Consider the following 15,747-nt stretch of genomic DNA (forward strand, 5'->3'; position numbering starts at 1 on the left):
TTCACGAAACCGCCGCCATGCCGGCGACGGCTCCCGGCCTTACCAGTAATACGGTATCCCGTAGTAATCGTAGGACTTCCGCGCATATTCGTGGTTATCCAGCCAGTCCTGCGGCAGTTCCGGGGCGCCCTCCAGCTGCGCTTTGGTGATGTCGGTCACATAGCCGCCCTTGGTCACGTCATAGCTCAGCTTGCGCCAGGGCAGCGGATGCTGGGTGGCGCCAAGGCCAAGGAAACCGCCGAAGCTCAGCACCGCATAGGCGATGTTGCCGCTCACCTTGTCGATCATCAGATGGTCGATCTTGCCGAGATGGTCGCCGACCGGGCTGAACACATCGGTGCCGTTCACGTCGGCGCTGGAAACCATGGTGTGGATCGGGCGCGTGCCCGGGGTCTGTGCCTGTTGCATCTTATCCTCCTGGGGTATCGGTTTCTACCTGAAGGAAACGCGGCAGAGGCACCTGCTGTTCCCCGCGCGCGCCGTTGCGGCGGAGGATCGCCGGCATTCACCCCCGCCGCGCGTCCAGCCAGGCCCGCACACAGGTGGTGACATGGGCGAAACGGTCGCCGCCCAGATGCACGCCGCCATACCAGCGGGTGACGACGACGATGTGATCGGTCAGCCCCTCGCGCTCAAGCATGCGCAGGATGATCGCCCCGGCGCCGCTTTCGCCATCGTCGTTCTTCAGCGGGCCATCGCCGGACAGCAGCACCGCCCAGGAATTATGCGTGGCTCTGGCGAATTTCTTGCCGCGTTTCAGCGCGGCGAGGAAGGCAAGCGCATCCTCGCGCCCCGCGACGCGCCCGCCCGAAACCGCATAGCGCGAGCCGCGGTCGCGCAGCACGTCGGGCAAAGTGAAACCGTCTCCGGGCAGATCGTCGGACATGGCCCTGCATCGCCGCCGGGCGGCGCGGGGTCAAGCCCTCAGCTTCCGGTCAGCCGCCGCCGCCAAGCCGCCGCACCGTGGCCGCGACCACCGCCTGGCGCTCGGCATTGGCGGGATGGCTGCCCATAAAACGGTCGCCCGGATCGGGCAGGCGGCTGAAGAAGGCCGCGCCGCGCAAGGGATCATAGCCCGCCACCAGCGCGATCTCGGCACCAAGCGAATCCGCCTCCAGCTCGAATTCCTTCGAGTAATGCTGGGCGGCGAGGCCCGCGCCGATCTCCTGCACGCGCTGCAATTCGGCCCCGCTCAGCCCCGAGGCCTGGCCGAGGATGCCGACGAGGATCGCCCCGGTCGTCGCCTGATCCTGGCGGCGCGGGATATGGCCGGCGATGTGATGCGCGGCCTCATGGCCCAGAACGAAAGCCAGTTCGTCCTGGTTCCGGGCCATGTCGAGCAGGGCTTTGGTGAAGACGATCACCGGACGGCCCTGCGGATCGAGGGTCTGGAACGCATTGGCGGGCTGGCCCGGCTCGTCGTCCACCGCGATGTGGAAATCGCAGCTGCGCCCGCGCACCTTCTGTTTGCACATGGCCTCGATCACCGGCTCGACCCGCGCCGCCACCGTCATGATCGGCGCGTTTGAAGGCAGGGGCCTGCCCGAGGCGGTCACGATCCCCGACCAGGCCGAAGCGGCCGCGGGCGGCTCGCCGGGCACCGCATAGGGCAGCGCGCCGACGCAGCCCGACAGCGCCAGCAAAGCGGCGGGCAGCAAAGCGCGCAAGGAAGGGATCAGGGAATCGGCGAACATGCTGCGTGAGATAATCCAGCCGCCCGCATGAGGCCAGCGCCATCGCGCCCGCCCGGGGGGCCGATCACATCCCCGTCATCGCGCGGTCGCGCCGAATCCGTTGCCCCCCTGCCCGCGCCGGGCTAGCCTTGGGCGCATGTTCACCATCGAGCACGAATTCGACGCCACCATCGTCACCCTCATCGACGAGGGCGAAAGCGAGATGCCGCTGACCGGCGACGTGATCATCCATGCGTTCGAGGAATGCGTGACGATCGAACAGACCGATCCCGACACCGACGAGACGATGCGGATCACGCTCTCGACCTCGCAGCTCGCCGATCTGGCGGCGGCGCTGGACCTGCCCGAAGGCAGCTACCGGATCGAGCGGCGCGAGGGCTGAGCGGAGGGGAACACTCGCGCGCCGGACAGGCCGCTCCTGCTATCCCTCGCGGCGGGAACCCGCGTCGTTGCTCAGACCACGGGAAATGCACCACATAGGCAGTGCCTGAAGAACCCTACCTCCGCAATCCGCCGGGCCGCCGCCATAGCGGACACCCCGAACGGTCTTCGTCCGGGGTCGGCACCTTCCTCTCCGGCGCTCCGTCCCGGGCGGCCAAAGCGCATTGGGGGCTCAGTCGAGGCGAAACAGCTTGTCGCGCGATTTCGCGCCACGGATAAGCACGAGGCGACTCTTCGCCACCCCGAGCGCCCCGGCCAGCATAACCCGCGCGGCCTCGGTCGCCTTGCCATCCTCGGGGACCACGGTGACCGAGATGCGGATCGGCGCCCCCGGCTCCAGCCCTGCGCGGCGCGCGTTCGGGGTGACACGGACGGCGATCCCGGTCCCCGGGACGGCCAAGGCGCTGAGATCGGGCAGGCTCATGATCCCCTCCGGCGTTTTCCCGCACCGTTGTCGCCCGCCCCGCCCCCGCGCGCAAGGGCCGGGCCACTCCGTCTTGCTGCCACGTTGCAGGAGGGGGCCCTGCCCCCTCGCGCCTGCGGCGCTCTCCCCCGGGATATTTTCAGACAGAAAATGAGGAAAAGCGGCTCTGCTCATTTTCTGTCTCTAAATATCCCCGCCGGAGGCAGCCGACGCCGGCCCGGGATGCAGGCGCTGGCCTGTTTCGCGCCGAGCGCCTAATCTGCCCCCGACCCGAGACGGAGAACACCATGAGCGACCGAAACCAGCCCGCCCTCGATTTCCTCGCGACCCGGCTGTCGCAGCCCGCGAAGATGTTCGACGATCCGGTTCCCGCGCGCGCGGAACTGGAAGAGATCCTGCGCCTTGCGCTCAGGGTTCCCGACCACGGCAAGCTGGAGCCCTGGCGGCTGATCGTGCTGGAGCGGGCGGACTTCACCCGGCTCGCCGATCTTGCCGAGGCGCGGGCGAAGGAGCTGGGTGCCGATCCGGAAAAGATCGAAAAGGGGCGCGGCCAGTTCGACCGCGGGCGGCTGGCGGTGGCGGTGATTTCCTCGCCCAAAGCCTCGGACAAGATCCCGCTGGCCGAGCAGGTGCTCTCGGCGGGGGCGCTTTGCATGAACCTGCTGACGGTGGCCTGCGCGGCGGGCTGGGGCGCGAACTGGCTGTCCGGCTGGCCCGCGCATGACGAGGTTTTCCGCGCCCGCGCCTTCGGCTGCACCGCAGACGAGCGCGTCGCCGGGATCGTGCATATCGCGACCCCGGGCCGCAGCTTCCCGGATCGCCCCCGCCCCGATCCGGCCCGCGTGGTGCAATGGGGCCTCGGCTGAGACGATGATCCTGCGCGCCTTCCGCGACACGCTCGGCCAGTTGCGCGAGCCGGAATTCCGCCGCCTCGGGCTGATCGCGCTGGCCCTGACGCTTGCGCTGCTGGTCGCGGCCTATGCGGCGTTTCTGATATTCCTCGCGTCGATCGGTGACGGAGACGTGGCTTTCGCTGGCAAGGGGCTTGCGGATCTGCTGGGCCTGCGCTCGATCCTCGTCATGCTGATGATGTCGTTTCTGCTGATGGTGCCGGTGGCCGCCGCTTTCGCCGCGCTGTTTCTGGGCGATGTGGCGGCGGCGGTCGAGGCGCGGGATTTCGCCTGGCTTCCGCCCGCGGGGCCGCCTGCCCTGCCCGGCGGCCGTCTGCGCCATACCGTCAATTTCATCGGCCTGCTGATTGTGGCAAATGCGCTGACGGGGATGGCGCTGGCGTTCCTCGGTCCGATGGCGATTGCCCTGTGGTTTCTGGCCAATGGCGGGCTGCTCGGGCGCGAGTACTTCACCCTGGCCGCCGCGCGCCGCTTCCCGCCGGAAACCGTGGCCCGGCTGCGCGATGCTTCGGTGAGCCGGATCTGGCTGGCCGGGCTGGCGATGGCGGTGCCGCTGGCGGTACCGGTGGTGAACCTGGCGATCCCGTTCCTCGCCGCCGCCACCTTCACCCGGCTGATGCACCGCAGCGCGGCGGAAGGGCTGTAAGGCTCAACCGCCGCTCTGGCTTTCCTCTTCCTCGGGCGGCAGCGTGCCGCGGAAGTCGAAGTCGCGCACGGTGATCCAGCCGGAGACGATGATCCCCGCCACCGCTGCCCAGAGCGCGGTGGCGAAGGCGGTCGCGATCAGCGCGCTGCGGCCGACATTCTCTTTCGCCGGGGCGCTGGCCGGGGTGCCCGGCACGACCTCGCCCGTATCCTGCTGCGTATGGGTGCGCAGCTGGAGCACGATGTAGAAGGTCAGGAACCAGATGACCGCATAGAGGACCAGCGCCGAGGTGATGTTCATACCTGTTCAAGCTCCACGAGGCAGCCGTTGAAGTCTTTGGGATGCAGGAACAGCACCGGCTTCCCATGCGCGCCGATCTTCGGCTCGCCGGTGCCAAGGACGCGCGCGCCCTGTTCCTTCAGCCGGTCGCGGGCGGCGAGGATGTCATCGACCTCATAGCAGATGTGGTGGATGCCGCCGGCGGGATTCTTCTCCAGAAACCCGGTGATCGGAGAGTTCTCGCCCAGGGGATACAGGAATTCGATCTTGGTGTTCGGCAGTTCGATGAATACCACCGTCACGCCGTGATCGGGCTCGTCCTGCGGGGCGCCGACCTTCGCGCCGAGAGTATCGCGATACTGCGCCATGGCCGCGGCAAGATCCGGCACCGCGATGGCGACATGGTTCAGACGTCCGATCATCTCATTCTCCCTTGCTCCGATGGCCCTGACGCTTATGCGCGCGGGGGCGAACGCGGGCAAGGGGCAGGCTGCGTTCAGGGGCGTTAACGCCCCGTTCATCCTGCTGTGCCAGCCTGCAAGGCGCATCCCTGCCCCCGCAATCCCCGAGGTATCTGCCATGCCCCGATCCGACGAGATGTCCGCCCTGTTTTCCGCTCCGCCCGTGCCGCAGGCGCCGCTGCCCCTGCGCGGGCTGACCATTCTCGCGGTCGAGGACAGCCGCTTCACCAGCGATGCGCTGCGGCTGATGTGCCAGCGCTCGGGCGCGCGGCTGCGCCGGGCCGAGAGCCTCGCGGCGGCGGTCTCGCATCTGCGGCTCTACCGGCCCGATGTGGCGATCGTCGATCTGGGCCTGCCCGACGGGCGCGGCGAGGATCTGATCCGCAGCCTCTCGGTCGCCGGGGGGCCGGTGGTTTTCGGCACCAGCGGCGACGCGGGCGGCGGGCGGGCGTCACTCGCCGCCGGGGCGGCCGGGTTTCTGGAAAAGCCGCTGCCGGATCTTCAGGGCTTTCAGGCAGCGATCCTGTCGCATCTGAGCGACCGGCATCTGCGCGCGCGTCCCTTCCACGCCGGGATCACGCCCGACCCGCTGGCGCTGCGCGACGACCTGCGCATGGCCGAAGCCGCGCTGGCCCGGCCCGGGGCACCGACCCGCGACTGGCTGCGCGGCTTCCTCTCGGGCCTCGCGCTCCAGGCGCATGATCCGGCGCTGGCCGCGGTTTCCGAGGCGGTGGGCAGAGGGCAGTCTGGCAGCGGGATCGGCGCCGTCCTGCGCGACCGGATCGGGCGGACCGAAGCCTTCCGCGCGGCGGGATAAGATACCGCTGACGGGGAAGATCCGCGCCGGCCGCCGTCAGACAATCGGGGTGTGCGGATCCTCCGCATCAGAGCCCCCGGCAGAACGGTCCGATTGCCCTCGCCCGCTTCCACGAAACACGCCAGGGCAATCAGGCCGCGCCTTCTCAGCCCTGCAACGCCGGATCCGATCCCGCGCGCACCAGCCGCGTCAGATCCGAGAGCCGCTCGCGCTGCCGTCCTTCGGCGTCGAAATTCGCGGGCGACAGCCAGGCGCGGAAAGCCTCGGACAGGGCTGGCCATTCGCTGTCGATCACCGAGAACCAGGCCGTATCGCGGTTGCGGCCCTTGACGATCATGTGCTGGCGGAACAGCCCCTCGAAGCTGAAGCCCAGCCGTTGCGCGGCGCGGCGCGAGGGGATGTTCAGCGCGTTGCACTTCCATTCGTAACGGCGGTAACCGGCGCGGAAGGCCCAGTCCATCATCAGATACATCGCCTCGGTCGCCGCCAGCCCCCGCTGCATGGCGGGCGAGAAACAGATGTGGCCGACCTCGATCACCCCCATCTGCGGCGTGATCCTGAGATATGAGGCAATGCCGATGCAATGCCCGCCCACCCGGTCGCGCAGCACGAGGAAATAGGGATCCGCGCCGCCTTCGGCCTCTTTGGCCCAGCGGTGATAGGCGCCTGCCGAAACGAAGGGGCCGTTCGGCATGTAGGTCCACAGCTCGTCATGGCCGGAAAAGGCGGCATAGAGATCGGCGGCGTGAAGGTCGGCCGACAGTGGCTCCAGCCGCACCGCCCGGCCCTCAAGCACCAGATCGGCGGGCGCGGGCGGCGGGACCCAGCCGGCGACCTCTGGCCCGGGCTTTCCGATTTCGTTCCTGCCGCTCATCCCGCTCTCCCCTGGTCGTTCTCCGCCGCCACGCTAGGACGCGGACCTGCGCGCTGCAAGGTGCTGCCCTTCTGGCTTCGCTGCCGGGGCGCAACTGGACCTGGCCCTTCGCTGCGCTCCCCCCGAAACGAAAGCGGCCTGGACTGCCCGCTCTCCGGGCGTCATGGCCGGCAGCGGATGCGGCGCCCCGCGCGTTCACGCGGAATCTGCCGGGATATTGCGCGCGGTTTTCGCTGCATCCGCCCTGTCGGGCCGCCTCTTCGCATTCTGACGCCCGGAACGCCCCGGATCAGGCGCTGGCCGCGGCGTTACCGGCCGAAGGGAAGCCCGTCGAAATCGGCCCTTTCCAGCGCCACGCCCGCGGCAAGCAGCGCGGCATAGCCGAGGCTCATGTGGAAGAAGAAATTCGGCAGCCCCCAGAGGAACAGAAATTCCGTCGCCGGCTGCTCCGGCACCGCAGCGCCCTCTGCGTGGCGGATGAGCCGCGCTTCGGCGCCCGTGAAATCGGCCGGTTTCATCACCCCGAGCAGCGCACGCGCCACCGCGAGGCGGGGGCCAAGCGCCTCGGGCAGGTCGGGCACCTCGCGCCCGGCGAGCGGACAGGCCACCCGCATGGAAAGGCCCGCCGCAGCGGCGAACTGCTGGCGGGCCGTCATTCCGTCGGCGCCCGGGGCGTCCAGCGCATCCGGCCCCGCGATCGCCACGATGTCCGCGATGCGGGACAGGTAGTGGCGAAAGACGGGGACCGTGGCCTGGTACATCAGCTTTCTTTCGGGATCACCCTCAGCCGCAATTCGCGCAGCTGTTCGTTGCTCGGCTCGGACGGCGCATTCATCAAAAGATCCTCGGCCCGCTGGTTCATCGGGAACATGATGACCTCGCGGATGTTCGTGGTATCCGCCAGCAGCATCACCAGCCGGTCGATCCCCGCCGCGCAGCCGCCGTGGGGCGGCGCGCCGTAGCGGAACGCCTTGACCATGCCGCCGAAACGGCTGTCCACCTCGGAAGCCGGATAGCCCGCGAGTTCAAACGCCTTATACATGATTTCCGGCTTGTGGTTGCGGATCGCGCCCGAGATCAGTTCATAGCCGTTGCAGGCAAGGTCGTATTGCCAGCCGAGCACCTGGAGCGGGTCGCCCGCCAGCGCCTCCATCCCGCCTTGCGGCATCGAGAACGGGTTGTGGCTGAAGTCGATCTTCCCGTCGTCGGTTTTCTCATACATCGGGAAATCGACGATCCAGGCGAAGCGGAAGCTGTCGGTCTCGGTCAGCCCCAGTTCGCGGCCGATCTCGTTGCGGGCGCGGCCCGCGACCGGCTCGAACACCTCGGGCTTGCCGCCGAGGAAGAAGACGGCATCGCCCTCGTTCAGGCCCAGTTCAAGGCGGATCGCCTCGGTCCGCTCGGGGCCGATGGCCTTGGCGATGGGGCCTGCGGCCTCGGTCGAGCCGTCCCCGGCCTTGCGCCAGAAGATATAGCCCATGCCCGGCAGGCCCTCTTTCTGCGCAAACGCATTCATCCGGTCGGCGAATTTGCGGCTGCCCCCGGTCGGCGCGGGAATGGCGCGAACCTCGGTGCCCTCGTTTTCCAGCAGGTTCGCGAAGATCGCGAAGCCCGAGCCGCGGAAATGTTCCGACACATCCGCCATGCGGATCGGGTTCCTGAGGTCGGGCTTGTCCGAGCCATACCATTTCAGCGCGTCGCGGTAAGCGATCCGGGGCCATTCCGCATCGACCTTGCGGCCATTGCCGAATTCCTCGAACAAGCCCTGGATCACCGGCTGGACGGCGGCGAAAACGTCGTCCTGGGTGACGAAGCTCATCTCCAGGTCGAGCTGGTAGAAATCGGTGGGCGAGCGGTCGGCGCGCGGGTCTTCGTCGCGGAAACAGGGCGCGATCTGGAAATAGCGGTCGAAACCGGCGACCTGGATCAGCTGCTTGAACTGCTGCGGCGCCTGCGGCAGGGCGTAGAATTTGCCGGGGTGCAGGCGCGAGGGCACGAGGAAGTCGCGCGCCCCTTCGGGCGACGAGGCGGTGATGATCGGGGTCTGGAACTCGGTGAAATCCTGATCCCACATCTTGTTCCTGAGCCAGCGCACCACGTTGGAGCGCAGCATCATGTTGCGGTGCATCGTCTCGCGCCGCAGATCGAGGAAGCGGTAGGTCAGCCGGGTTTCCTCGGGATATTCCGTCTCGCCGAACACCGGCAGCGGCAGTTCCTCGGCCGGGCCCAGCACTTCCAGCCCGGTCACATAGACCTCGATCTCGCCGGTGGGGATCTTCGGGTTCACGAGGCTCGCGTCGCGCGCCTTCACCCTTCCGTCGATGCGCACGACATATTCGGCGCGCACCTTCTCCATCGCGGCGAAGGCCGGGCTGTCGCTGTCGGCCAGCACCTGGGTGATGCCGTAATGGTCGCGCAGGTCGATGAACAAGACGCCGCCATGATCGCGCACCCGATGGACCCAGCCCGACAGGCGCACCACCTCGCCCACATTGGCCGTGTTGAGCCCCGCACAGGTGTGGCTGCGATAGGCGTGCATGGTCATTCCCCTTCCCGAGGCGCTGTTGTTCATCGCGGCCCGATAGAACGCCCGGGCCGGTTGAAGTCAAGCCCGCGCATCCCGCGCCTTGCCGGAACCGCGCCGAATTTGCGCGATGACAAAGACGCGCCGCCGGCTTTGCCCGAGTCTGCAACACAACAAACGGGGTGCGCGATGCCTGGAAAACAACTTTCCCGATGGACCATCGCCTGGTTCGCCAGTGCGCTGGCCTTTCTGCTGGCGTCGCTGACGCTGGCGGTGGCGGGCTATGGCGGGCCCGCGGACTGGGCCGGAGGCGCGGCGCTGGCGGTGGTGCATCTCTTCGCGCTCGGCTGGCTGTGCCAGATGATGCTGGGCTCGCTGATCCAGTTCGCGCCGGTTCTGGCGGCGCGGCCGCTGGCGCGGCCCGGCCTGGCGCTGCCCGCGCTGCTCTTCTGCGCCTTAGGCACGCTGATGCTGGCGGCGGGGTTCCTCGCGCTGGACGGATGGGAGCCAGGGCGGCCGCTGCTCAGCCTTGCGCCGCTGCCGCTGGCGCTGGCCTTCGGCTTCGCCTTGGCGATGCTGGCGCCGGTGCTGGCGGGCAGGGGCGCCTGGCGGCAGAGCGAGGCGCGCGCGGTGCTGGCGGGCCTCGCGGGTCTTGCGGCGCTGTGGTTCAGCGGCGCGGGGATGGCGCTGGCGCTGACCGGGTTCGGCCCGGGCGGGCTGGTGAGCGGGGGGCTTCCGGTGCATATGGTGCTGGGCGCGGGCGGCTGGCTGACGCTGGCAGCGATGGGGGTCAGCTACAAGCTGTTCGCCATGTTCCTGCTGGCACCCGAGCGCGACACCCGTCTGCGCCGCGCCGGGTTCTTCGCCGCGCTGGCGGCGCTGGCGCTGGCGCTCGCCGCGCTGATCATGGCCTGGCTGGAGCAGGACACCGCGCTGCCGCTCGCGCTTGCGCTGGCCACCGGCGCCCTTGCGGGCCTGTGCTATCTGGCCGAGATCTTCCGGCTCTGGCGCGCGCGCCGCCGCCCCCGGCCCGAGGTCAACATGAATTTCAGCCGGGTCTCGCTGGTGTTCCTTGTCGCGACGCTGGTTCTGCTGGCGCCCGCGGCGCTTCTCGGCGGCCCTTTCGCCGAGGCGGCGGTGTTCCTGGCGCTGGCGGGCTGGCTCTCGACGCTGACGCTGGCGCAGATGATCAAGATCACCAGTTTCCTGACCTGGATCCAGGTGTTCTCGCCGCTGATCGGGCGGCAGAAAGTGCCGATGGTGCAGGATCTGAGCGATCCGCGCACGGTCGCCCGCTGGCTCTGGCTCTGGACGGCGGGCGCGGCCTGCGCCACGCTGGCGCTGCTGGCGCAGACCGGTCCCGGCTTCCGCCTCGCCGCCGCGCTGATGCTCGTCGCCGCGCTCGGCCTTACGCGTGAGGCCTGGGCGATCCGCCGTCTGCGCCATCTTTCGCCTGCCCTGCGTCCCGCTCTGTTGCCACCCGTGATCCTTCCCCCTCATCCCACCCCTGTCCAGGGCCGGAGTTCCCTTCATGACCGCCCCCACCCCATATGAACTTGATGTCCGCCCGCAACTCGCCCGTGGCGAAGAGCCTTTCGCCGCCATCATGGCGGCGGCCGACGCTCTGATCCCGGGCCAGGCGTTGCGGCTGATCGCTCCGTTCCGCCCGGTGCCGTTGTTCAACGTGATGGCGAACCGCGGCTATGCGGCCAGCGACCGCCAGCTTCCCGGCGGGGGCTGGGAGGTCACCTTCACCCCCGTGGCCGAAGCGGCGCCGGAACCCGGCCTCGCCCCGGGCAGCGCGGCGGCGGCCATCCTCTGGCCGGACCCCGTCCTGACGCTGGATCTGGCCGGGCTGGAGCCGCCCGAGCCGATGGTGCGGATCCTGGAGACCGTCGAGACGATGGAGCCGGGCAGCGTGCTCTTCGCGCTGCTGGACCGCGAGCCGATGTTCCTGTTTCCTGAACTCGCCACGCGGGGCCATGAATGGGCGGGGAATTTCGCCCAGGACGGCGCGACCTACCGGCTGCTGATCCGCGCGGGGGGGCTGTGATGGACAGGGGTCTGCGCGACAGGGTGGAGCAGGCGCTGACCTCGGTGATCGACCCCGAGACCGGGCGCGACCTGGTGGCGATGGGGCTGATCTACGGCATCCGCACCGAGGGCGGGCTGGCCGAGGTCGAGATGACCACCACCACCCGCGGCTGCCCCCTGTCCGAGATGCTGCGGCTCGGGGCCGAGGCGGCGGTGGCCGGGGTGCCGGGCGTGGCGCGGGCCGAGGTGCGGCTGACCTGGGATCCGCCCTGGACGCCCGAGCGGATGCGACCCCTCTGAGACCAGCGGATGCGGCCGCTCTGACACCAGCGGATGCGATAATCCGCAACGATACGGCCGGGCCCGGGAAGCCCGGCCGTTCCGTCTCAGCCGCCGCGCGGCTTGCGGCGCTCGCGCAGAAGCATCCCGGCATGCTCCGCAACGAACAGTCCGAAACCGAGGATCCAGAGCGCGCCCGCCGCCTCCATCAAGAGCGCGCCGCCGGTCACATCGGCCAGCGGCCGCGCAAGCGCCGCGGCGAGGATGCAGAGATAGGACAGGCTGGTCAGCCGCGAGGCCGTCAGCGCCCGCCCGGTATGGCCGCGCGTCGCCCGCGTCATCACCGCCAGCATCATGCCGCCGATCACCCCCACCGTCAGTACATGCAGCGCCGAAGCCGGAAGGATCAGCTCAAAGGCCGCCGCCGCGATGGCAAGAAAGCCGAGCGGCACGCAGGCGTAGCACAGATGCAGGATGAAGAGGATCATCTCGGCCCGCGTCGCCAGCCCGCGCCAGCGCGCCAGCCGCAGCGCGTTCAGCACTGCCGCCAGCAGCGCCAGCGGCATCAGCAGGCCCGCCCCGGGCACCAGAACCCAGAGCGCCAGCACCGCCGCCGAAACGCCGATCACGCCCAGATCGAAACGGTTGTAGGCCACCGGCAGCAGGGTCGCGCCGCGCTGGCTCAGCCAATTGCGGGTAAAGCTCGGGATGATGCGGCCGCCGATGATCAGCACCAGCACCACATAACCCGCCACGCCGCCCCTCAGCCAGGGCGCCGGATCGCCGCCGTTCAGCACCGCGAGATGAAAGCCGATATTGCCCAGCATGATCGCGCTCACGCCGCCCAGCACCTTCAGGTCGTTCCATTTGCGCCCGGCGATGATCTCGCGCGCGGCGATGGCCAGCAGCACCGGCAGGAAGGCGCTGTCCAGCACCGCCGCCAGCCAGGGCCCGGTCAGCGCCGCCGCCGCCATCGCGACCCGCCCCACCGCCCAGACGGCGGTCAGACCGATCAGCCGCCCGCCCGAGACCGGCAGCGCGCCGGTCCAGTTCGGGATCGCGGTCAGCAGGAACCCCGCCAGCACCGCAGGCGCGAAGCCGAACACCATCTCATGCGCGTGCCACAGGGGCGCCCCGAACTCGCCGCCGAGCGGCAGGCCGTAAACGAGCGCAAGGATCCACAGCGCCATGGCCAGCGCCGCCCAGAGCGCGCCGCCCAGAAAGAACGGCCGGAAGCCGTAGGACCACAGCGCCGCGCCGTCCTGTTTCAGCCCGCGGGGGATTCGCTCACGCTTGATCTGCACCATGGTCACGTCTCACTCCTTCGCGCGCGGCAATCCGTTATCTCAGCCATAGGCTTTGAAAACGCAGGCTCTTTGCGCGGGCGCAAGCAACGGGCCGTTTCGCCCACCGATGCTTGTTCCGGCACAACGAAGAGGCCGACGGATTCTGTCATTCTTTACTTAACCGGAAACGATCCGGCACCAGAAAGAGTGAAAGGACCTGGCCATGACCACGCTTCCCGTCAGCAGACGCACCATCCTCGCGGGGGCCGCGATCGCCGGCGCCCTGACCCAGGTGCGCCAGGCGGCCGCCGAGACGAAAGAGGTTCTCACCCCGGCCGTTGCGACCGAGCTGACCGATCTGCCGCGGGTGAAGGTGAAACTCGTCGATCCGCCCTTCGTCCACGAGCACGAACAGGTGGCGACCGGCGGGCCGAAGATCGTCGAATTCGAGATGGAGATCATCGAGAAGAAGATCAAACTCGACGACAGCGGGGCGGAATACTGGGCCTCGACCTTCAACGGCACCGTGCCGGGCCCGCTGATGGTGGTGCATGAAGGCGATTATGTCGAGCTGACGCTGATCAACCCGGCCTCGAACGAACTGATGCACAACATCGACTTCCACAGCTCGACCGGCGCGCTCGGCGGCGGCGGCCTGACCCAGGTCAACCCCGGCGAAAAGACCATCCTGCGCTGGAAAGCCACCAAGCCCGGCGTCTTCGTCTATCACTGCGCGCCGCCCGGAATGGTGGCCTGGCACGTGGTCTCGGGGATGAACGGCGCCATCATGGTGCTGCCGCGCGACGGGCTGAAAGGCCGCGAGGGCGAGGCGGTGAAATACGACAAGGTCTATTACATCGGCGAGCAGGATTTCTACGTGCCGCGCGACGAGGCCGGCAACTGGAAGACCTACGACAGCCCCGGCGAAAGCTATGAGGATGTGGTCGCGGTGATGAAGACCCTGACGCCGACCCATGTGGTGTTCAACGGCGCGGTGGGCGCGCTGACCGGCGACAATGCGATGACGGCGAAAGTCGGCGAGACGGTGGCCTTCGTCCACAGCCAGGCCAACCGCGACACCCGTCCGCACCTGATCGGCGGCCATGGCAACTATGTCTGGGCCACGGGCAAGTTCAACAACCCGCCCGAGGTCGGTCTGGAAACCTGGTTCATCCCGGGCGGCACCGCGGGGCTGATGGTCTACACCTTCGAGCAGCCCGGCATCTACGCCTATGTGAACCACAACCTGATCGAGGCTTTCGAGCTTGGCGCCGCCGGCCATGTGATGGTCGAGGGCGACTGGAACGACGATCTGATGACCCAGGTGCTGGCGCCGAGCGCGATCTGACGAAGCTCTCCGGGGCCGCCCGCAGCGGGCGGCCCCCCTTCTCTCTCCTGACGGAGCAGCCTCATGCCTTCGATCGCCACGCTTCTCGCAGGCGCCGGTCTCAGCGCGCTTGCCTTTTCCCTCTGGCCCGTCACCACGACCCCGGTTGCGATGACCCAGGAAAGCGGCCCCGGCCCGCAGGTCGTGCGCCTTGATCCCGCGCCCTTCCTGCACCGGCTAGACGGCGACTGGCAGCGCGAGGGGCGGCCGGTCGATGCGCCGGTGGAAATGGTGACGATCCCGGCCCCGGTCGAGATCATGGCGACGCCGGTCAGCACCGGCGAATATCTTCTTTGCGTTCAGGCCGGCGCCTGCGCGGCGCCCTCGGGGCCGGTGGATCTGGCCGAATTGCCGGTGACCGGCGTGTCCTGGCTTGACGCCAGAGCCTATGCCGCCTGGTTCAGCACTGAGACCGGCGAGAGCTGGCGCCTGCCCTCGGACGCGGAATGGGCCCAGGCCGCGGGCTCGCTGTTTCGCGACGACGGGCTGGGGATCGAGGACGATCCCACCAACCCCGCCACCCGCTGGATCGCCGAATACCGCCAGGAATCCGCCCTGAACCGCGAGCGCGACCGCGAGATCCGCCCCGTCGGCAGCCTGAACGTCAATGAACTCGGCGTTCACGACATCGGCGGCGCGGTCTGGGAATGGACCTCGACCTGCCTGCGCCGGATCGAGACCGATGCCTCCGGCGCGATCCTGCGCGAAAGCGATAGCTGCGGCATCTATATCGCCGAAGGGCTGCACCGCGCCGCGATCATCGAATTCGTGCGCGAACCGAAAAGCGGCGGCTGTTCGGTCGGCGTGCCGCCCGACAACCTGGGCTTCCGCCTGGTGCGGGACTTGCCTGAAACCCCGGGCGGGGCAGGCGGTGCCTGACCGCCCGAAGCCTCCGGCGGGCTTTTGGTCTTTGATTTGTCGCGATAATGCGGCAACAAGGCAGGAGTCTTCCGCGGGGCCTCAGATGGCGATCGACATCTCGCTTGTGCGCAATCTGCCCTTGTTCCGGCAGATGGATCCGGCCGATCTGGCCCGGCTGATGGCGCGGGCCACCTCGCGCCGCATCCCCCAGGGCGAGATCGTGTTCGAGCAGGGCGCCGAGGCGGTGGCCTTCTATCTTCTGCTGCACGGGCGGCTGAAAGTGACCCAGGTCACGCCCGACGGCCAGCAGGTCATGGTCCGCGTCGTCCACCCGGGCGATCTGTTCGGTTTCGCCAGCGCGCTTGCCCGCCCCGATTATCCCGGCACCGCGCGGGCGGCGGTGGAAAGCATCGTCGTCGGCTGGCCGATGGCCGACTGGGACGCGGTGGTCGAGAACAACCCCCGCCTTGCGATCAACGCGATGCAGACCATCGGCCAGCGGCTCGACGAGGCGCATACCCGCCTGCGCGAAATGTCCACGCAAGAGGTGGAGCGCCGCGTCGCCCATGCCGTGCTGCGCCTTGCCGAAAAGGCCGGCCGGATCGAGGCCGCCGGCACCCGGATCGACTTTCCGATCACCCGCCAGGACATCGCCGAGATGACCGGCACCACTTTGCACACCGTCTCGCGGCTGTTGTCCTCATGGGAGGGCCGGGGCCTCGTGGAGGGCGGGCGGCAGAAGCTGACCATCGTCGATGCCGAGGGGCTGGCGAAGATCGCCGACCCGGAAAGCTGACTTTCGCCCCTCTCTTTGCGTTTACACAACAAA

Annotated in this window: 20 protein-coding genes; 10 read left to right on the forward strand and 10 right to left on the reverse strand. The window is 68.7% G+C overall.

From position 1 onward, the window contains the following. Positions 1-39 precede the first annotated feature (39 nt). The 3 genes from XINFAN_RS11750 to XINFAN_RS11760 form a co-directional block, all read right to left on the reverse strand. The gene (locus tag XINFAN_RS11750; protein ID WP_233352196.1) at positions 40-408 is read right to left on the reverse strand and encodes a PRC-barrel domain-containing protein; all 369 of its coding nucleotides are present in this window, start codon (positions 406-408) and stop codon (positions 40-42) included. A 97-nt stretch (positions 409-505) separates the two neighbouring features. Beyond that, the gene (locus XINFAN_RS11755; protein ID WP_124087055.1) at positions 506-886 is read right to left on the reverse strand and encodes a YigZ family protein; all 381 of its coding nucleotides are present in this window, start codon (positions 884-886) and stop codon (positions 506-508) included. A 49-nt stretch (positions 887-935) separates the two neighbouring features. Continuing rightward, complete coding sequence (locus tag XINFAN_RS11760; protein WP_124087056.1) at positions 936-1,694, reverse strand: M48 family metallopeptidase; 759 nt, start codon at positions 1,692-1,694, stop codon at positions 936-938. Positions 1,695-1,830: 136 nt separating this feature from the next. On the opposite strand from XINFAN_RS11760, the gene XINFAN_RS11765 reads away from it, so the two are divergent. Then, positions 1,831-2,076: a DUF8831 family protein gene (locus tag XINFAN_RS11765; RefSeq protein ID WP_124087057.1), complete on the forward strand. Its 246-nt coding sequence runs from the start codon at positions 1,831-1,833 to the stop codon at positions 2,074-2,076. Positions 2,077-2,307: 231 nt separating this feature from the next. Here the strand turns inward: XINFAN_RS11765 and XINFAN_RS11770 are convergent, their stop codons facing one another. Further along, positions 2,308-2,559: a DUF167 domain-containing protein gene (locus XINFAN_RS11770; RefSeq protein WP_124087058.1), complete on the reverse strand. Its 252-nt coding sequence runs from the start codon at positions 2,557-2,559 to the stop codon at positions 2,308-2,310. Between the two features lie 287 nt (positions 2,560-2,846). On the opposite strand from XINFAN_RS11770, the gene XINFAN_RS11775 reads away from it, so the two are divergent. Then, entirely contained in the window at positions 2,847-3,425 is a 579-nt protein-coding gene (locus tag XINFAN_RS11775; protein ID WP_124087059.1) for a nitroreductase family protein, read from the forward strand. A gap of 4 nt (positions 3,426-3,429) precedes the next feature. After that, on the forward strand, positions 3,430-4,116 hold the full coding sequence (locus XINFAN_RS11780) for an EI24 domain-containing protein (RefSeq protein WP_124087060.1): 687 nt from the start codon (positions 3,430-3,432) through the stop codon (positions 4,114-4,116). Positions 4,117-4,119: 3 nt separating this feature from the next. Here XINFAN_RS11780 and XINFAN_RS11785 read toward each other — a convergent pair whose 3' ends face one another. Continuing rightward, positions 4,120-4,416, reverse strand: coding sequence for a DUF1467 family protein (locus tag XINFAN_RS11785; RefSeq protein WP_124087061.1), 297 nt, complete (start codon positions 4,414-4,416; stop codon positions 4,120-4,122). Further along, positions 4,413-4,817 (reverse strand): methylmalonyl-CoA epimerase, encoded by a 405-nt coding sequence (gene mce / locus XINFAN_RS11790; RefSeq protein ID WP_124087062.1) that lies wholly within the window; start codon positions 4,815-4,817, stop codon positions 4,413-4,415. The genes XINFAN_RS11785 and mce overlap by 4 nt, the downstream gene beginning before the upstream one ends. Before the next feature lie 157 nt (positions 4,818-4,974). Here mce and XINFAN_RS11795 point away from each other — a divergent pair, with 157 nt between their 5' ends. Continuing rightward, positions 4,975-5,673 (forward strand): response regulator, encoded by a 699-nt coding sequence (locus tag XINFAN_RS11795; protein ID WP_124087063.1) that lies wholly within the window; start codon positions 4,975-4,977, stop codon positions 5,671-5,673. 145 nt (positions 5,674-5,818) lie between these two features. Here the strand turns inward: XINFAN_RS11795 and XINFAN_RS11800 are convergent, their stop codons facing one another. The 3 genes from XINFAN_RS11800 to aspS form a co-directional block, all read right to left on the reverse strand. Then, a complete protein-coding gene (locus tag XINFAN_RS11800; RefSeq protein ID WP_124087064.1) occupies positions 5,819-6,547 on the reverse strand; it encodes a GNAT family N-acetyltransferase in 729 nt (242 codons plus the stop codon). A 308-nt stretch (positions 6,548-6,855) separates the two neighbouring features. Further along, the gene (locus XINFAN_RS11805) at positions 6,856-7,308 is read right to left on the reverse strand and encodes a DUF1993 family protein (RefSeq protein ID WP_124087065.1); all 453 of its coding nucleotides are present in this window, start codon (positions 7,306-7,308) and stop codon (positions 6,856-6,858) included. Further along, positions 7,308-9,086, reverse strand: a complete 1,779-nt coding sequence (gene aspS, locus XINFAN_RS11810; protein ID WP_124087111.1) for an aspartate--tRNA ligase — start codon at positions 9,084-9,086, stop codon at positions 7,308-7,310. The genes XINFAN_RS11805 and aspS overlap by 1 nt, the downstream gene beginning before the upstream one ends. Before the next feature lie 174 nt (positions 9,087-9,260). Between aspS and XINFAN_RS11815 the strand changes: the two genes are divergently transcribed. Genes XINFAN_RS11815 through XINFAN_RS11825 form a run of 3 tightly spaced genes read left to right on the forward strand, consistent with a single transcriptional unit; the run spans position 9,261 to position 11,405 of the window. Then, entirely contained in the window at positions 9,261-10,625 is a 1,365-nt protein-coding gene (locus tag XINFAN_RS11815; RefSeq protein WP_124087066.1) for a hypothetical protein, read from the forward strand. Beyond that, positions 10,603-11,124: a DUF2249 domain-containing protein gene (locus XINFAN_RS11820; protein WP_124087067.1), complete on the forward strand. Its 522-nt coding sequence runs from the start codon at positions 10,603-10,605 to the stop codon at positions 11,122-11,124. The genes XINFAN_RS11815 and XINFAN_RS11820 overlap by 23 nt, the downstream gene beginning before the upstream one ends. After that, positions 11,124-11,405 carry a metal-sulfur cluster assembly factor gene (locus XINFAN_RS11825; RefSeq protein ID WP_124087068.1) on the forward strand — a complete coding sequence of 94 codons (282 nt, stop codon included), beginning with the start codon at positions 11,124-11,126 and terminating at the stop codon, positions 11,403-11,405. The genes XINFAN_RS11820 and XINFAN_RS11825 overlap by 1 nt, the downstream gene beginning before the upstream one ends. 86 nt (positions 11,406-11,491) lie before the next feature. On the opposite strand, the gene XINFAN_RS11830 is transcribed toward XINFAN_RS11825, so the two are convergent. Next, positions 11,492-12,691 carry an NnrS family protein gene (locus tag XINFAN_RS11830; RefSeq protein WP_124087112.1) on the reverse strand — a complete coding sequence of 400 codons (1,200 nt, stop codon included), beginning with the start codon at positions 12,689-12,691 and terminating at the stop codon, positions 11,492-11,494. Between the two features lie 202 nt (positions 12,692-12,893). Here XINFAN_RS11830 and nirK point away from each other — a divergent pair, with 202 nt between their 5' ends. The 3 genes from nirK (at position 12,894) to XINFAN_RS11845 (ending at position 15,714) form a co-directional block, all read left to right on the forward strand. Then, entirely contained in the window at positions 12,894-14,018 is a 1,125-nt protein-coding gene (nirK, locus tag XINFAN_RS11835) for a copper-containing nitrite reductase (protein WP_124087069.1), read from the forward strand. A 63-nt stretch (positions 14,019-14,081) separates the two neighbouring features. Further along, positions 14,082-14,936, forward strand: coding sequence for an SUMF1/EgtB/PvdO family nonheme iron enzyme (locus tag XINFAN_RS11840; protein WP_124087070.1), 855 nt, complete (start codon positions 14,082-14,084; stop codon positions 14,934-14,936). A gap of 85 nt (positions 14,937-15,021) precedes the next feature. Then, a complete protein-coding gene (locus XINFAN_RS11845; RefSeq protein ID WP_124087071.1) occupies positions 15,022-15,714 on the forward strand; it encodes a Crp/Fnr family transcriptional regulator in 693 nt (230 codons plus the stop codon). The last annotated feature ends 33 nt before the right edge of the window (positions 15,715-15,747 follow it).

Origin of the sequence: Pseudogemmobacter humi (assembly GCF_900609055.1) — a bacterium.
In the GTDB taxonomy this organism is placed as follows: domain Bacteria; phylum Pseudomonadota; class Alphaproteobacteria; order Rhodobacterales; family Rhodobacteraceae; genus Pseudogemmobacter; species Pseudogemmobacter humi.

What these genes read in the sequence shown, in the direction of transcription:
- XINFAN_RS11845 (WP_124087071.1), top strand. Translation starts at nt 15,022, where the DNA reads ATGGCGATCGACATCTCGCTTGTGCGCAATCTGCCCTTGTTCCGGCAG.
- XINFAN_RS11760 (WP_124087056.1), bottom strand. Translation starts at nt 1,694, where the DNA reads ATGTTCGCCGATTCCCTGATCCCTTCCTTGCGCGCTTTGCTGCCCGCC.
- XINFAN_RS11840 (WP_124087070.1), top strand. Translation starts at nt 14,082, where the DNA reads ATGCCTTCGATCGCCACGCTTCTCGCAGGCGCCGGTCTCAGCGCGCTT.
- aspS (WP_124087111.1), bottom strand. Translation starts at nt 9,086, where the DNA reads ATGCACGCCTATCGCAGCCACACCTGTGCGGGGCTCAACACGGCCAAT.
- XINFAN_RS11750 (WP_233352196.1), bottom strand. Translation starts at nt 408, where the DNA reads ATGCAACAGGCACAGACCCCGGGCACGCGCCCGATCCACACCATGGTT.
- XINFAN_RS11815 (WP_124087066.1), top strand. Translation starts at nt 9,261, where the DNA reads ATGCCTGGAAAACAACTTTCCCGATGGACCATCGCCTGGTTCGCCAGT.
- XINFAN_RS11825 (WP_124087068.1), top strand. Translation starts at nt 11,124, where the DNA reads ATGGACAGGGGTCTGCGCGACAGGGTGGAGCAGGCGCTGACCTCGGTG.
- XINFAN_RS11800 (WP_124087064.1), bottom strand. Translation starts at nt 6,547, where the DNA reads ATGAGCGGCAGGAACGAAATCGGAAAGCCCGGGCCAGAGGTCGCCGGC.
- XINFAN_RS11830 (WP_124087112.1), bottom strand. Translation starts at nt 12,691, where the DNA reads ATGGTGCAGATCAAGCGTGAGCGAATCCCCCGCGGGCTGAAACAGGAC.
- XINFAN_RS11785 (WP_124087061.1), bottom strand. Translation starts at nt 4,416, where the DNA reads ATGAACATCACCTCGGCGCTGGTCCTCTATGCGGTCATCTGGTTCCTG.
- XINFAN_RS11775 (WP_124087059.1), top strand. Translation starts at nt 2,847, where the DNA reads ATGAGCGACCGAAACCAGCCCGCCCTCGATTTCCTCGCGACCCGGCTG.
- mce (WP_124087062.1), bottom strand. Translation starts at nt 4,817, where the DNA reads ATGATCGGACGTCTGAACCATGTCGCCATCGCGGTGCCGGATCTTGCC.
- XINFAN_RS11805 (WP_124087065.1), bottom strand. Translation starts at nt 7,308, where the DNA reads ATGTACCAGGCCACGGTCCCCGTCTTTCGCCACTACCTGTCCCGCATC.
- XINFAN_RS11770 (WP_124087058.1), bottom strand. Translation starts at nt 2,559, where the DNA reads ATGAGCCTGCCCGATCTCAGCGCCTTGGCCGTCCCGGGGACCGGGATC.
- XINFAN_RS11765 (WP_124087057.1), top strand. Translation starts at nt 1,831, where the DNA reads ATGTTCACCATCGAGCACGAATTCGACGCCACCATCGTCACCCTCATC.
- XINFAN_RS11820 (WP_124087067.1), top strand. Translation starts at nt 10,603, where the DNA reads ATGACCGCCCCCACCCCATATGAACTTGATGTCCGCCCGCAACTCGCC.
- XINFAN_RS11755 (WP_124087055.1), bottom strand. Translation starts at nt 886, where the DNA reads ATGTCCGACGATCTGCCCGGAGACGGTTTCACTTTGCCCGACGTGCTG.
- XINFAN_RS11780 (WP_124087060.1), top strand. Translation starts at nt 3,430, where the DNA reads ATGATCCTGCGCGCCTTCCGCGACACGCTCGGCCAGTTGCGCGAGCCG.
- nirK (WP_124087069.1), top strand. Translation starts at nt 12,894, where the DNA reads ATGACCACGCTTCCCGTCAGCAGACGCACCATCCTCGCGGGGGCCGCG.
- XINFAN_RS11795 (WP_124087063.1), top strand. Translation starts at nt 4,975, where the DNA reads ATGCCCCGATCCGACGAGATGTCCGCCCTGTTTTCCGCTCCGCCCGTG.